Genomic DNA, 13,373 nt, shown 5'->3' with positions numbered 1-13,373 from the left:
ACCTTCCGCCTGGAAGGCTCAGCGGTAGTCGTCGGATGGGAGAACGGTCATGCCGGCCCTCAGGTCTCGTACGGTCACTCATGGCAGGAACATGGCGGGGGCCCGCGCCCTGCTCCGGGCCACGGGCGTAGCCGGCGGCGACCTCGGCAAGCCGATCGTCGCGGTGGCCAACAGCTTCACCCAGTTCGTCCCCGGCCACGTGCACCTGCGCGAGGTGGCCGACGTGGTGGCGAGCGGCGTGCGCGAGGCCGGGGCCATCCCCCGCGAGTTCAACACCATCGCGGTCGACGACGGCATCGCCATGGGCCACGGGGGCATGCTCTACTCCCTGCCCTCCCGCGAGCTGATCGCCGACGCGGTCGAGTACATGGTCAACGCCCACTGCGCCGACGCGCTGGTCTGCGTCTCCAACTGCGACAAGATCACGCCCGGCATGCTGCTGGCCGCGTTCCGGCTCAACATCCCGACGGTCTTCGTCTCCGGCGGACCCATGGAGGCCGGCAAGACCTCGGGCCGCAAGCTCGACCTGATCGACCCCATGATCGCCGCGGCGGACGACAGCGTGTCGGACGCCGAGCTGCTGGAGATGGAGGAGAACGCCTGCCCGACCTGCGGGTCCTGTAGCGGCATGTTCACCGCCAACTCGATGAACTGCCTCACCGAGGCGATCGGCCTGGCCCTGCCGGGCAACGGCACCACGCTCGCCACCCACAAGGCCCGCAAGGCCCTGTTCGAGCGGGCCGGGCGCCAGGTCGTCGAGATCACCCGGCGTTACTACGAGCAGGACGACGCGTCGGTGCTGCCGCGCGGCATCGCCACCCGTGACGCGTTCGAGAACGCCATGGCGCTGGACGTCGCGATGGGCGGCTCGACGAACACGATCCTCCACCTGCTGGCCGCGGCCCGCGAGGCGGGCGTCGACTTCGGCCTGAAGGAGATCAACGAGCTCTCGCTGCGGGTGCCGTGCCTGTGCAAGGTCGCGCCCGCGACGGCGAAGTACCACGTCGAGGACGTCCACCGGGCGGGCGGCATCCCGGGCATCCTGGGCGAGCTGGACCGCGCGGGGCTGCTGCACCGCGACGCGCACAGCATCCACGCGTCCTCCCTGACCGAGTACCTCGCCGCCTGGGATCCTCAGTCCCCCACCGTCACCGACGAGGCGCTGGAGCTGTGGCACGCCGCGCCGGGCAACGTCCGCACGGTCAAGGCCTACTCGCAGGACGCCCGGTGGGACTCGCTGGACGTGGACCGCGCCGAGGGCTGCATCCGCGACCTCGACCACGCCTACACCCGTGACGGCGGCCTGGCGGTGCTGTACGGCAACCTCGCGCCCGACGGCGCGATCGTCAAGACGGCGGGCGTCGACGAGTCGATCTGGAAGTTCAGCGGCCCGGCGGTGGTGTTCGAGTCGCAGGAGGACGCGGTCGAGGGCATCCTCGGCAAGCGCGTGTCGGCCGGCGACGTCGTGGTGATCCGCTACGAGGGGCCCAAGGGCGGTCCCGGCATGCAGGAGATGCTCTACCCGACGAGCTTCCTGAAGGGCAGGGGCCTCGGAAAGGCGTGCGCGCTCGTCACCGACGGGCGGTTCTCCGGCGGGACGTCCGGTCTGTCCATCGGCCACGCCTCGCCCGAGGCCGCCGAGGGCGGCATCATCGCCCTGGTCGAGGACGGCGACCTGATCGAGATCGACATCCCCGGGCGGAGCATCGAGCTCAAGGTCGCCGAGGCCGAGCTGGCGGCGCGCCGCGAGCGCGTGCTGGCCGAGCTCGGCTCCTACCGCCCGCGCGAGCGCACCCGCCCGGTCAGCGCGGCGCTGCAGGCGTACGCCGCGCTCACGACCTCGGCCTCGACGGGCGCCTCGCGCGACCTGTCCCAGCTCTCCCGCTGATCTTCGGACCCGGGTGCGGCCCGCGCGGGCCGCACCCTCGCGGGGGTTAGGTGACCGTCACCCGCAGGTCACGAAGAGTCGCCCCGCAGATGGCCGTTCCGGGGTCGGGTGTTCGAAAAATGTCGGTGCCCGGCGGTACTGTTGGCGTATGGCAAACGTCACCACGCCCCTTCTGACGACCGCCGAAATCGCCGCTCTAGCCTTGTCTTTGGCCCATCTCGGAGAAGGTCCCCAAGCGGTGACCGCCCGCCGGGGCCTGCGCTCGGTTTTCGAACAGCTCGACCTCGACGACGAGGTGATCACCGAGACGCTGGACACGCTGACCACACCCCTGCCTCCCGATGTCGCGAGGCGCGCACGCACGATCGCCGGCGCGGTGACCGGCCGTCAGGTCGTGCGGCTCCACTATCGCGACGCCGGCGGCCGCGTCACGTCGCGTGACGTCGAGCCGGTCACCTGCCTGGTCCACCGCGACCACTGGTATCTCGTGGGCTGGTGCCGCACGGCGGCGGGCATCCGGGCGTTCCGGTTCGACCGCATCGTCGCGGTGGAGCCGACGCTGGTCCCCGCGCGCCCCCACCGCGCCGAGCGGTACCTGCCGTTCCAGCGCAGAAAGGCCGCCTGACAGACACCTTCGGCCCCGGCCGGGCCCTGATCCCGGCCGGTGGCTCTCCTGCACGCGTGCCGGGACGTGAGCGCAGGGACGCGGTCACGTCCCGCGGGCGGTGTGGACCGGGGTGGGGTGACCCGGGGAGCGAAGGGCGTCAGCCGCAGCAGCCTCCGCCGCAGCAGCCGCCTCCCCCGCTGGGGCGGGGGGCCTGGGCGCCGCCCGTGACGGCGACCGTCGACAGCAGCTTCACCGTGTCGTCGTGCCCCTCGGGGCAGACGGCGGCGTCGCTCGCGGCGGACATGGGGCGCGAGAGCTCGAAGGTCGATCCGCAGGCGCGGCAGCGGTAGTCGTAACGCGGCATGCCCTCAGGGTACGACGAACAGGGCGGCCGGCGGCACCCGCCAGGGCACACCGGCCTCGCCGTACGACCCCTCGGGGCCGGAGCCTGGATGGCGTTCCGGCCCCCGAGGACGCGCGTCAGGCCGCCGTCTCGGCGAGGTAGGGCGCCCACTGCGGGTCGCCGTCGAACTGGGCCCCGATGAGCCGCCAGTGGACGCCTCTCGGGACGATCGGCGCCACGCGCAGCGACCAGCCGATCTCTTCCAGCAGACGGTCGGCCTTGCGGTGGTTGCACTGCATGCACGAGGCGACGCAGTTCTCCCACGTGTGGAGACCGCCCCGCGAGCGGGGCAGCACGTGGTCGATGGTCTCCGCGCGCTGGCCGCAGTACGCGCACCGGTAGTCGTCCCTGCGCATGAGCGCGGCCCGGGTCAGCGGGATGCGCGAGCGGTAAGGAATGCGGACATATCTCCTCAACCGGATGACCGAGGGGACGTCCACCGTCCGCGACGCGGAGCGCAGCACCGCACCCCGGCCGTCACGATGGACGACGTCCGCCTTCTCCCTGATCACGAGCACGACGGCCCGGTGCAGGTTGAGCGTGGTCAGCGGCTCGAAGGTGGCGTTCAGCAGCAGGACCTGGCGCATCAGCCGGCCCTTCTTGCCATGTAGGTCGTCGAAAGGGATGCGCCGCAGCGCACCCCGTCTTGCGGCCCGTCGTCTTGGGCCCCGGATGATTCCGTCACGTGGACCTCCGCCGGACGGCCCAGCGGATGGGTTCCACGGCACCGCCCTTCAGCAAGTGTGGCCTTTCCGTCGACTCTCCCGCCACCCCAATTAACGGTCGTGTCTCCAAGACCCCGCCTTCCGTTTTATGTCCGGTTGGCCCTGGTAAGCAAACCTATTGGGTAAAGATCACTCTGGATCGGTGACGATCCACCAGATCCGCCACCGGGGCGGGGATTGTCAAAACCATGTCTCACGACCGGTAAGGGGGGTGCCATAAGCTCGCTACATGACGCGAGTGCCGTACCCGAACGCACGCCGGGACACTGTGGTGGACGACTACCACGGGACGCCGGTGCCGGATCCGTACCGCTGGCTGGAGGACGGCGAGAGCCCCGCCGCCAAAGAGTGGCTCGACGCGCAGGGCGAGCTGTTCGCCAAGGCCATGGCCGCCTCCCCCCGGCGCGAGGGCTTCCGCGACCGCATCACCGAGCTCGTGCGCTCCGGCACGGTCGGCGCCCCCGCGTGGCGCGGCGACCGGCGCTTCTTCATGCGCCGCACGCCCGGTCAGGAGCACGCCGTGCTCTACACCGTCGGCCCGGACGAGGTGGAGCACGTCCTGCTCGACCCGATGGCGATCGACGCCTCCGGCCTGACCACGATCGACTCCTGGCAGCCGGACAAGGAGGGGCGGCGGCTCGCGTACCAGATCTCGGTGGGCGGCGACGAGGAGTCCCTGCTGCACGTGATCGACGTCGCGACCGGCGAGCGGGTGGACGGGCCGATCGACCGCTGCCGCTACTCCCCCATCGCCTGGCTCCCGGGCGGCGAGGCGTTCTACTACGTCCGGCGGCTGCCGCCGGAGGACGTGCCCGAGACCGAACGGCAATTCCACCGCCGCGTCTACCTCCACCGCCTCGGCACGCCTGCCGAGCAGGACGTCCTGATCTTCGGCGAGGGCCTGGAGAAGACCAACTACTACGGCGTCTCGGTCTCCAGGGACGGCCGCCGGCTCACGGTGTCGGCCTCGCGGGGCACGGCTCCGCGCAACGACCTCTGGGTCGCCGACCTCTCCGCGTCCCCCCTGGAGGCGCCCGCGTTCGTCACGGTCCAGCAGGACGTGGACGCGCAGACCGGTCTGCTGTTCGGCCGTGACGGCCGGCTGTACGTCTTCAGCGACCGCGACGCGCCCCGCGGCCGCCTGTGCGTGACCTCGCCCGACCGGCCGCAGTACGAGAGCTGGCGCGACCTCGTCCCCGAGGACCCCGAGGCGGTGCTGAGCGACTTCGCGATCCTGGACGACCTGGAGCGCCCGGTCATGCTGGTCGGCTGGACTCGCCACGCCATCAGCGAGATCTCCGTGCACGACCTGGTCACCGGCGAGAAGATCGGCGAGGTGCCGACCCCCGGGCTCGGCTCGATCGGCGGCATCACCGAGCGTCCCGAGGGCGGGCACGAGGCGTGGTTCGGCTACACCGACCACACCAGCCCGGCGAGCATCCAGCGCTACGACGCCCGCACCGGCGAGACCACGCTGTGGGCGGCCTCCCCGGGCGCCGTGGAGGTTCCCGAGGTCACCACCGAGCAGGTCGTCTACCGCTCCGCCGACGGCACCGAGGTCCACATGATCGTGGTGTCCCGGCCCGGCTCCGGCCCCCGCCCGACCATCCTGTACGGCTACGGCGGGTTCGGCCTGCCGATGACGCCGGGCTTCTCCGCCACGACCCTGGCCTGGGTCGAGGCCGGGGGCGTCTACGCGGTGGCCCAGCTCCGCGGCGGCGGCGAGCAGGGCGAGGAATGGCACCGCGCCGGCATGCTCTCCCGCAAGCAGAACGTCTTCGACGACCTGCACGCCGCGGCCGAGCACCTGATCGCCACGGGCGTGACCACGCCGGGGCAGCTCGCGATCTCCGGCGGCTCCAACGGCGGCCTGCTGGTCGGCGCGGCCCTCACCCAGCGTCCCGAGCTCTACGCGGCGGTGGCGTGCTCGGCGCCGCTGCTCGACATGGTCAGGTACGAGAAGTTCGGCCTCGGCGCCACCTGGAACGTCGAGTACGGCTCGGCGGACATCCCCGAGGAGTTCTCCTGGCTGTGGGGGTACTCGCCGTACCACCACGTCCGCGAGGGCGTGCGGTATCCGGCGACGCTGTTCATCGTCTTCGCCTCCGACACCCGGGTGCACCCGCTGCACGCGTACAAGATGTGCGCCGCGCTGCAGCACGCCCAGGCTCCGGACGGGCCGCCCGTCCTGCTGCGCAACGAGGCCGAAGTCGGGCACGGGGCGCGGGCGGTGAGCCGCTCGGTGGAGCTGCTCGCCGACCAGCTCGCGTTCCTGGCCCAGCACACCGGTCTCACCGGCTGAGGGGCGACCTCAGCGCGGGAAGACGATCGTCTTGTGGCCGTCCAGCAGCACGCGCTGTTCCGCGTGCCAGCGGACGGCCCGGGCGAGCGCGAGCCGCTCGACGTCCCGGCCCATCGCGGCCAGGTCGTCGGGCGAGTGGGTGTGGTCCACCCGCGCGACCTCCTGCTCGATGATCGGCCCCTCGTCCAGGTCGGCGGTCACGTAGTGCGCGGTCGCGCCGATCAGCTTCACCCCGCGTGAGTACGCCTGGTGGTAGGGCTTGGCGCCCTTGAACGACGGCAGGAACGAGTGGTGGATGTTGATCACCCTGCCGCTGAGCTTGGCGCACAGGTCCGCCGAGAGCACCTGCATGTAGCGGGCGAGCACGACCAGGTCGGCGCGGTAGTGCTCGACCAGCGTGAGGACCTCGGCCTCCTGGCGCGGCTTGGTCTCGGGCGTCACCGGCAGGTGGTGGTAGTCGATGCCGTAGGACTGGGTGAGCGGCCGCATGTCGGGGTGGTTGGAGACGACGGCGACGATCTCGATGTCCAGCAGGCCCGAGCGCGTGCGGTACAGCAGGTCGTTCAGGCAGTGGCCGAGCTTGCTGACCATCACCAGCACCCGGGGCTTGACCGCGAGGTCGTGCAGGCGGAACTCCATGGCGAGCTCGGGGACGAGCGCCGCGAAGGCCGTGCGCAGCTCGTCCTCGATCAGCGAGGAGGTGAACTGGACCCGCATGAAGAAGCGCCCGGCCACCGGGTCGCCGAACTGCTGACTCTCGGTGATGTTGCACCGGCGCGCGGCCAGCAGCCCGGAGACCGCCGCCACCACGCCCGGCTTGTCCGGACAGGACAAGGTCAGTACATACTCGGAGCCCACCGACGTCTCACCCTTTCCTCTGCGCCTGAGGCAGATTACCGCTCGGCGAGGGCCGGGGCGCCGTCCACGGCCGAACGCAGTGCGCCGGGCCGGACGGACGCCCCCGGCAGACGCGGGCAAAAGGTGCATTGCACTCGCCCAACGGTACTGAGGCGCAAATCCACAGCATCTCTTGCCCCCCGTTGACCTGCGGCTTCATAGCCTCTAATGCGTGAAATGGGTCGACAGCAGAGGATTCGAGGTCGAGGCCCTGGTCCTCGGCAACCAGCCCTTGTTGCGCGTGCGCCGAGGCCGGGATTACGTGGCCTACTACACGGACGTGGCCGAGCTGTCCCGGCACCTCGACCTGGCCGACCTCGTCGTGACCGACTGAGCCTCGCCGGGGCCGGCCGGACATGTTCCTCGCGGCGGGCCCGGACGAGAGTTACAGTGGCGCCCGAGGGAGCGGAGAGGAGCCGGCGGGTGCTGAAGTGGGACACCTTGTCACCGGGAGAGAAGAGGGCGGCCGTCGCGCTGGCGGCGATGCTTCCTGGGTACGTCAACGCGGTGTTCGTGGCCGAGCATCTCGCCGAGACGATCGCGTGGCGGCGCGGCGAGCTCACCGACGAGCAGCTGCTCGCCCGCACCGGCTGGAAGTTCAACGCGACGCCGGAGCAGTACGCCGACATGGCGCTCAGATCCGCCCAGGCGGCCGGCATCGACCCGGTCGAGTGGCTCGACGCGATGAAGGACGCCTACGAGGAGCAGCGTGCCATCGCCGCCGAACTGGAGGCCCACTCCAACCGCCCCAAGGAGTCCCCCGACGAGTTCTGGAAGATCGTCAACGCCAACACCTGGCCGGACATCCCCGGTGAACCCCAGCCCTAGGACCGCACGACCGACCGACCGAACGCCCACGCACCGGCGAGGGCTCCGTTCACGTCGGTGGATCGGTGCGGTACCGTCCGGGGATCGGATGACGGGCGAGGGTGTCGATGGCGAGCAGTGACCGGCCGGCCGCGCGGGTGGTCTGTGTCGACGGCCAGGGACGGGTGTTGTTGTTGCGCTGGCGGGACACCGTCAGCGGGGTGGTGTTCTGGGAGCCGCCGGGGGGTGGCATCGATCCCGGGGAGACGCCGCTGGAGGCGGCGCGCCGGGAGCTCGCCGAGGAGACCGGGCTGCCCGGTGACGCGGTGGCCGACGTGTCGGTGCCGGTGGAGCGCGACTACCACTGGCTCGGCGTCCACTACGTCAAGGTGGAGCCCTTCTACCTCGCGCGCTTCCCCGGATCCCCGCGGGTGGCGCCCGCCACGCTGACCGGCGAGGAGCAGGAGACCTTCCTCGGGCACGGCTGGTTCACCCCGGAGGAGATCGCGGCCCTGCCCGAGCCGGTCGAGCCGCCCGCCATGGCGCGGATCGTCGGCCTGCTGGAGGAGACCTGCCGGCCTCGCGAGGAACCCAGCCCGCCTCGTGAGGAACTACCCGGCCGGCGTCGCGAGTGACACTGGCGGCGTCCTCGTCCTCCGGTCAGCCGGACGGGTGCTCGCGGAGGGCGGTGAGGATGTCCTCGTCGTCCGGGGCCAGTTCCTGGGCCCGGCGCAGGTCGGCCAGGGCGGCGGCCCGGCGGCCGAGGTCTCCGAGGGCGACGGCGCGGTTGAAGTAGAGCGCCGCGTCCTCGCCCAGGCCGAGGGCGCGCGTCAGGTCGGCCACCGCGCCCTCCAGGTCGGCCGTCTCGTACCGCAGGCTCGCCCGTCCGGCCCACGCCGGGACGAGGCCGGGCGCGGCCGCGAGCGCCCCGTCGAACGCCTCGCGCGCCCGCGCGTACCGCCCGGCCACGGTTTCGAGCTGCCCGAGGACGCACAACAGGTGGGGGTTGCGCGGGGCGAGCGCCAGCCCGGCGTCCACGTCGGCCCGCGCGGCCCCGTCGAGGCCGAGCTGGGCCAGCAGCCCGGCGCGGTTGATGTAGGCGTCGAGGTAGCCGGGGTCGAGCTCGATCACGCGGTCGAGGTCGGCCCTGGCCGCCGGGAGGTCGCCCTCGGCGAGCAGGAGCTGGGCGCGGTTGTAGTGCGCCTCGGGCAGGGGCGGGCTCAGCCGGGCGGCGGCGTCGTAGTCGGCCAGCGCCGCCTCCGTGCGGCCCATCTGGAAGAGCAGGTTGCCGCGGTCCAGGTGATAGTCGGGGTAGTCGGGGTCCATCGCCACGGCGGCGTCCAGGTCGGCCAGGGCCTCCTCGGGGTGACCCATCACGCCGAGGAGCTGCGCCCGGTTGGCGCGCAGGATCATGCGGTGGACCAGGTGGCGCTCGGGGGGAAGATCGGTCTCGGCGAGCTTGATGGCGGATTCGACCAGCGTGAGCGCCGCCTCGACGCGGCCCGCGCGCATCTCGATGAGGGCCTTGCCGTTGAGGTCGAAGCCCAGCTTGAAGGCGCGGACGGCGCGGTCGGGCAGCAGCGTGGAGATCGCGATGGCCTCGTTGACCCAGCCCTGGGCGCGGCCGAGGTCGCGCCGGGCGGGGTCGGGGTGGCGCGCGTCCAGCATGGCGGCGCCGTAGGCCGCCGCCGAGTGCACCTCCGGATCCAGGCTGGCGCGGCGGGCCCGCTCGTACAGCTCGCGCGCCTCGTCCCGGCGTCCGAGGCCGGCCAGCGCGGTCGCCGTACCCTGGAGCAGGTTCCACCACCGGCCCGTCGCCGGCTCGGCCAGGGCCAGGCCGCGCAGCCCGAAGTCGGCGGCGGCGTGCAGGAAGCCCTCGCCCAGGCAGTGGTCCAGTGCGTCCCACAGCGCCTCCACCCCCGCGCCGGACGGGTCGCTCCCGTGCTCGCGGTGGTAGGGGATGGCGCCCAGGGCGTGGGACCGCTCCCCGGTGGCGGCGAGCGCGTCGGCGCGCCGGTCGTGCAGGCGGGCACGCTCTGCGGGGGGCAGGGCGTGGTAGGCGGCGGGCGCCCGGGGGTCGTCCAGGGTGCCATCGAAGGCGACATAACGGTCGGCAAGATCCCGTGGATCTTCCGTAGCCGATAAATCCGCTTTTATCGCCTGCCCGCTAAACCAATCTTGGGGCGCTTTACTCGAACACACGACAATTGTCAATCGAGCGGAGTCGAAACGGCGCGACAGCGTGTGGAGAAGTTCGCGGTCGGTCTCGTCCGCCTCGTCGACGTTCTCGGCCACGATGGCCGGGAGCTTCACCCCGCAGTCCCGGACGAATTCGGCGATTCCATTCGCGATCCGCAGCGTGCGGCGCGGGGCCGGCACGAGGATGCGCTCCTCGTCGGGCAGGCGGACGTACAGGGGATCCCGGCGGGCGGGCACCCGGTCCCGAAGATCGGGTGCCGCCGCTCGGATCTCGATGTCGTGGTCCGCCACGACACCGGGGGCGCGCTCAAGCGCGGCCGGCACCAAGGCATGGAGCAGCGCTCCCCCGAAGGTGTACGGCCCTCGAAGGCGCCGGTGGGCGTCGACGACCGGGATCGGCCACCACGGCAGGCCGAGCCCGTCGAGCACGGTCAGGCGGTCGCGCGAGCGCCCCCCGTGGATCCAGAGGTGGCCGGGACGGCCGGTCACCCCTTGTGGATCGCACTCGCGCTGCCGGTGAGATGGACCATGCCAGGCTTGCGGACGACGATCTTCTTCATCGGGTGCCCTCTCCTCAGGTCTTCACTACAAAGACCTAATTATCGGACAAATCGATAAATCCGCAAGCATAGGCAGCGTCTGGATCGAAATAAGATATATTTTGCCGCCTAGCGGGTAAGTTGCGATGAAGGCTGCGACGTCAGGGGCTTCTCCCCGTAAACAACCACAAGTCCGCCCCTCTGCTCCCGGCGGACTTCCCGCCAGCCGTACTTCCGGTAGAGCTCCAGCGCCGCACCCTGCGCCAGCGTCGTGTCACCACGCAGCGTGCTGTAGCCGAGCCTCCGCGCGGACTCCTCCAGCGCGTCGATGATCAGCGTGCCGAACCCGCGCCGCTGGAAGTCGGGACGGACCCGCAGCCGGCACAGCTCCGCGCACGCGTCGTCGACGCGCCGCAGGCCGCCCATGGCCACGATGCCGGCGCCCTCTACCTCGCCGACCAGGAACTCGCCCCGGTCGGCCAGGTAGACCTCGTTGATGCGCGGGATGTCATCGTCGTAGTAGACCCCGTCTCCCAGGGTGATCCCGACCTGGGCGAGACAGGTGCGGTGCAGGTCCCAGACGGCTTCCCGATCCGACCAGCGATACCGCCTGAGCGCAAGCGTCATACATCGGCCTCCGCCGGTGCCTGAGGGGGCGGGCTCATCGTCGCGAGACGCTCGATGAAGTCCCTGAGCCCGTCGATGTCACCACATTTGACCTGAATCGCCTTGGCAAGATCGGCGGCCCGGCGCACGATGATGTCCGTCCGGAAGCCGTCGCCCACCCGGTTCACCGCCTCCTCGCCGAGCCGCAGCGCCTCGCGCCCGTCGCCTTCGAGCAGCCTGCACTGCGCCTGGTCGAATCTGATGAGCGTCTGGTCGAGCAGGTCGCCCTCGTACTTCTCCAGCGCCTGCTCCAGGATCAGGTCGGCCTCGACCGTCTGCCCGAGCCGGGTCAGGGCGTCGCCCTGGTGGAAGTAGAGCTGGCGCTCGGTGTAGCCGAAGACGGTGTCCTCCTGCTGAGCCGGGTTCATCTGGGCGAACGCGGCCCTGGCACGGGCCAGCGCCCGCTTGGCCTGGTCGACGACGTCCTTCTTGCCTCCCGCGTTGGCGAGCATCGACAGCGCCCTGGCCTCCACGACGGGGGCCATGGCCTTGGCCGCGCACGGTGTCTGCCCGGCGAGGTCGCGGCTCTTCTTGGCGAGGTTGAGGGCCTCGCGCGGATCTCCGTAGAACAGGGGCACCAGTGCCTCGCGCGCGGTGACCCAGGCCCGCAGCGCGCGGTCCCCGGTCTCGTCCGCGGCGGTGCGCGAGGTGCGGAAGAACGACCGGGCGAGGCGCTGGTCGCCGAGGTCGATCATGATGATGCCGGCCAGGCCCGAGAGGCGGGCGGCCAGCGCGCAGAGGCGCTCCTGGAGGTCGATCGGCTGGTGGCGCTCCATCGCCTGCCGGACCGTGCTGAACTCCAGGAGCACGTCGCAGAGCTGCCGCAACGGCGGGGTGTTCATGTACTGCCGGCCGAAAGAGGCCGCGGCCTCTTCCCAGTGATCGAGCATGGCCGGGGACACGGTGGTCGACACCAGTGTCTCGTCCATGCGCCTGCGGATGTTGTCGGCCGCACCGAGTACGGAGTCGTTCAGCGGCACCGCGGTACCCGCGATCATCGCCAGCAGCGTCCTACGTAACACGTTCTCGTCCTCCTCACCCCCGTCCGCGGTCGAGTCGCTGAGCGGCTTGACCCACAGCTCGCGCGATTCGGGGGAACTCTCGGGTTTGACCTCCTGGAGGCCGCCCCGCACGACGCCGGGCATGCGGTGGCCGTGGCCACAGATGCACGGGCCGTCGTAGCCGAGGGCGGCCGGTTCGACCCGGTAGACGGAACACAGATAGTGGAGGTACTCGGGCCCGGGGCGTTTCAACCCGCTTTCGTATGCGCTGAGAAGCGTTTCCCCTATGCCGGGTACCGGTTTGCCGTCGCGTTCGAACAGAGCGCGTACCTGTTCGATCACATCGGCAAGGGCGACCCCATGGGCGAGGCGGTGTGATTTGATTCGAGTTGTCCCGAAATGAGGGGAGCACTCTTCATAAATCTCCTCGGCGATTCGGGCGGAACTGCGCCCGGTCGCCAGACCTCGCGCCCGGGTTCGCCGGGCCAACTCCGTTTCCTTGTGCTGTCTGCCGGACATCCCGGCCCCTCCCTTGCGGCCAGCCGCTCATGCTGGCCACATCGCCGACCGGTTCATCACCTGCGATGACGCAGCATCACGCCCGGGTTACGCTGCGTCTATTGAGAATGATGGACCAGTTATGACCCGCTGTGAAAGGACGATAGAAGCTACTGGCATAGGATCGTCCCCCGCCGGACGTGTTCTTTCAACCCACTTGAAATAACCGCCCACCCGACAAGCCGTGAACCTTCGTTGACCCATCGGCCGACGTGAGTCAGATTTGGCCAACCGACCGCGATTCACCTGGGAGATTAACGCCGGGGAAATCGCACAGGACGAGGGAAGGCTCCCAGTGGACGACAGCTTCCAGCACCTGGAACGACTGGCCGATGAGCTCGACGCTCGTGGGCTGCTCGCCAGGGTGGTGCGCACACAGTCGGGACGGGCGTTCGTCCGCGTGATCAATCCGAACGCCACGAGCCTGGCCGAGAACGTCACCTACCGCGCGCAGGCGGCCCCCGCATACTTCTGGTGGTCGTGGGGCGAGCGCATGCACACGGCCGACGACCCGGCGGGCGCGGCGACCAAGGTCGCCCGAGTGCTGGCCGCGGTGAGCGAATAGGCACGAGGCGGGCGTGGTGCAGCGCAGTCATCGCGTCCGCCTGTGTCACACCGCGGCTCTTCGGGTCGGCGGGGCGTCCGGTGCGGAGCGCTCCGGCCTGTGGCGACACAGCCACCGGAGCGCTGGGCGCCCCGCCGGCTCCGTATATCGATGATCGGAGAGCGGCCACTGGACGCACGATCCTGATCGAACAGCAGTCACCCGACGCATCTTCAT

Annotated in this window: 13 protein-coding genes; 7 read left to right on the top strand and 6 right to left on the bottom strand. The window is 70.8% G+C overall.

Features of this window, described 5'->3' with window-relative positions:
• The first annotated feature begins 49 nt into the window (after positions 1-49).
• The gene (gene ilvD / locus DQ384_RS34380) at positions 50-1,888 is read left to right on the top strand and encodes a dihydroxy-acid dehydratase (protein ID WP_114033044.1); all 1,839 of its coding nucleotides are present in this window, start codon (positions 50-52) and stop codon (positions 1,886-1,888) included.
• 238 nt (positions 1,889-2,126) lie between these two features.
• Positions 2,127-2,513 (top strand): helix-turn-helix transcriptional regulator, encoded by a 387-nt coding sequence (locus DQ384_RS34375; protein ID WP_245966981.1) that lies wholly within the window; start codon positions 2,127-2,129, stop codon positions 2,511-2,513.
• A gap of 139 nt (positions 2,514-2,652) precedes the next feature.
• Here DQ384_RS34375 and DQ384_RS34370 read toward each other — a convergent pair whose 3' ends face one another.
• Both DQ384_RS34370 and DQ384_RS34365 read right to left on the bottom strand, forming a co-directional pair.
• On the bottom strand, positions 2,653-2,859 hold the full coding sequence (locus DQ384_RS34370) for an FmdB family zinc ribbon protein (RefSeq protein WP_114033042.1): 207 nt from the start codon (positions 2,857-2,859) through the stop codon (positions 2,653-2,655).
• 116 nt (positions 2,860-2,975) lie between these two features.
• Entirely contained in the window at positions 2,976-3,485 is a 510-nt protein-coding gene (locus tag DQ384_RS34365; RefSeq protein ID WP_114033041.1) for an HNH endonuclease, read from the bottom strand.
• Between the two features lie 367 nt (positions 3,486-3,852).
• Here DQ384_RS34365 and DQ384_RS34360 point away from each other — a divergent pair, with 367 nt between their 5' ends.
• A complete protein-coding gene (locus DQ384_RS34360; RefSeq protein WP_114033040.1) occupies positions 3,853-5,925 on the top strand; it encodes a prolyl oligopeptidase family serine peptidase in 2,073 nt (690 codons plus the stop codon).
• Between the two features lie 9 nt (positions 5,926-5,934).
• On the opposite strand, the gene purU is transcribed toward DQ384_RS34360, so the two are convergent.
• Positions 5,935-6,783 (bottom strand): formyltetrahydrofolate deformylase, encoded by an 849-nt coding sequence (gene purU / locus DQ384_RS34355; protein ID WP_245966980.1) that lies wholly within the window; start codon positions 6,781-6,783, stop codon positions 5,935-5,937.
• Positions 6,784-6,994: 211 nt separating this feature from the next.
• On the opposite strand from purU, the gene DQ384_RS41730 reads away from it, so the two are divergent.
• The 3 genes from DQ384_RS41730 to DQ384_RS34345 all read left to right on the top strand — a co-directional run bounded on the left by DQ384_RS41730 (position 6,995) and on the right by DQ384_RS34345 (position 8,264).
• Positions 6,995-7,156: a hypothetical protein gene (locus DQ384_RS41730; protein WP_181871569.1), complete on the top strand. Its 162-nt coding sequence runs from the start codon at positions 6,995-6,997 to the stop codon at positions 7,154-7,156.
• Between the two features lie 89 nt (positions 7,157-7,245).
• Positions 7,246-7,650 carry a hypothetical protein gene (locus tag DQ384_RS34350; RefSeq protein WP_114033038.1) on the top strand — a complete coding sequence of 135 codons (405 nt, stop codon included), beginning with the start codon at positions 7,246-7,248 and terminating at the stop codon, positions 7,648-7,650.
• Between the two features lie 107 nt (positions 7,651-7,757).
• Positions 7,758-8,264 carry an NUDIX hydrolase gene (locus DQ384_RS34345; protein ID WP_114033037.1) on the top strand — a complete coding sequence of 169 codons (507 nt, stop codon included), beginning with the start codon at positions 7,758-7,760 and terminating at the stop codon, positions 8,262-8,264.
• 25 nt (positions 8,265-8,289) lie between these two features.
• Here the strand turns inward: DQ384_RS34345 and DQ384_RS34340 are convergent, their stop codons facing one another.
• The 3 genes from DQ384_RS34340 to DQ384_RS34330 all read right to left on the bottom strand — a co-directional run bounded on the left by DQ384_RS34340 (position 8,290) and on the right by DQ384_RS34330 (position 12,553).
• A complete protein-coding gene (locus DQ384_RS34340) occupies positions 8,290-10,317 on the bottom strand; it encodes a tetratricopeptide repeat protein (protein ID WP_114033036.1) in 2,028 nt (675 codons plus the stop codon).
• Positions 10,318-10,496: 179 nt separating this feature from the next.
• Positions 10,497-10,994: a GNAT family N-acetyltransferase gene (locus DQ384_RS34335; RefSeq protein WP_114033035.1), complete on the bottom strand. Its 498-nt coding sequence runs from the start codon at positions 10,992-10,994 to the stop codon at positions 10,497-10,499.
• Positions 10,991-12,553: an NsdA family TPR-like regulatory protein gene (locus DQ384_RS34330; RefSeq protein WP_114033034.1), complete on the bottom strand. Its 1,563-nt coding sequence runs from the start codon at positions 12,551-12,553 to the stop codon at positions 10,991-10,993. Before DQ384_RS34330 ends, DQ384_RS34335 begins: the two co-directional genes overlap by 4 nt.
• A gap of 334 nt (positions 12,554-12,887) precedes the next feature.
• Between DQ384_RS34330 and DQ384_RS34325 the strand changes: the two genes are divergently transcribed.
• Positions 12,888-13,157, top strand: coding sequence for a hypothetical protein (locus tag DQ384_RS34325; RefSeq protein WP_114033033.1), 270 nt, complete (start codon positions 12,888-12,890; stop codon positions 13,155-13,157).
• Positions 13,158-13,373: the final 216 nt, after the last annotated feature.

Source organism: Sphaerisporangium album (assembly GCF_003323745.1).
Lineage (GTDB): Bacteria > Actinomycetota > Actinomycetes > Streptosporangiales > Streptosporangiaceae > Sphaerisporangium > Sphaerisporangium album.
This window is presented reverse-complemented; position numbering and strand designations above follow the sequence as displayed.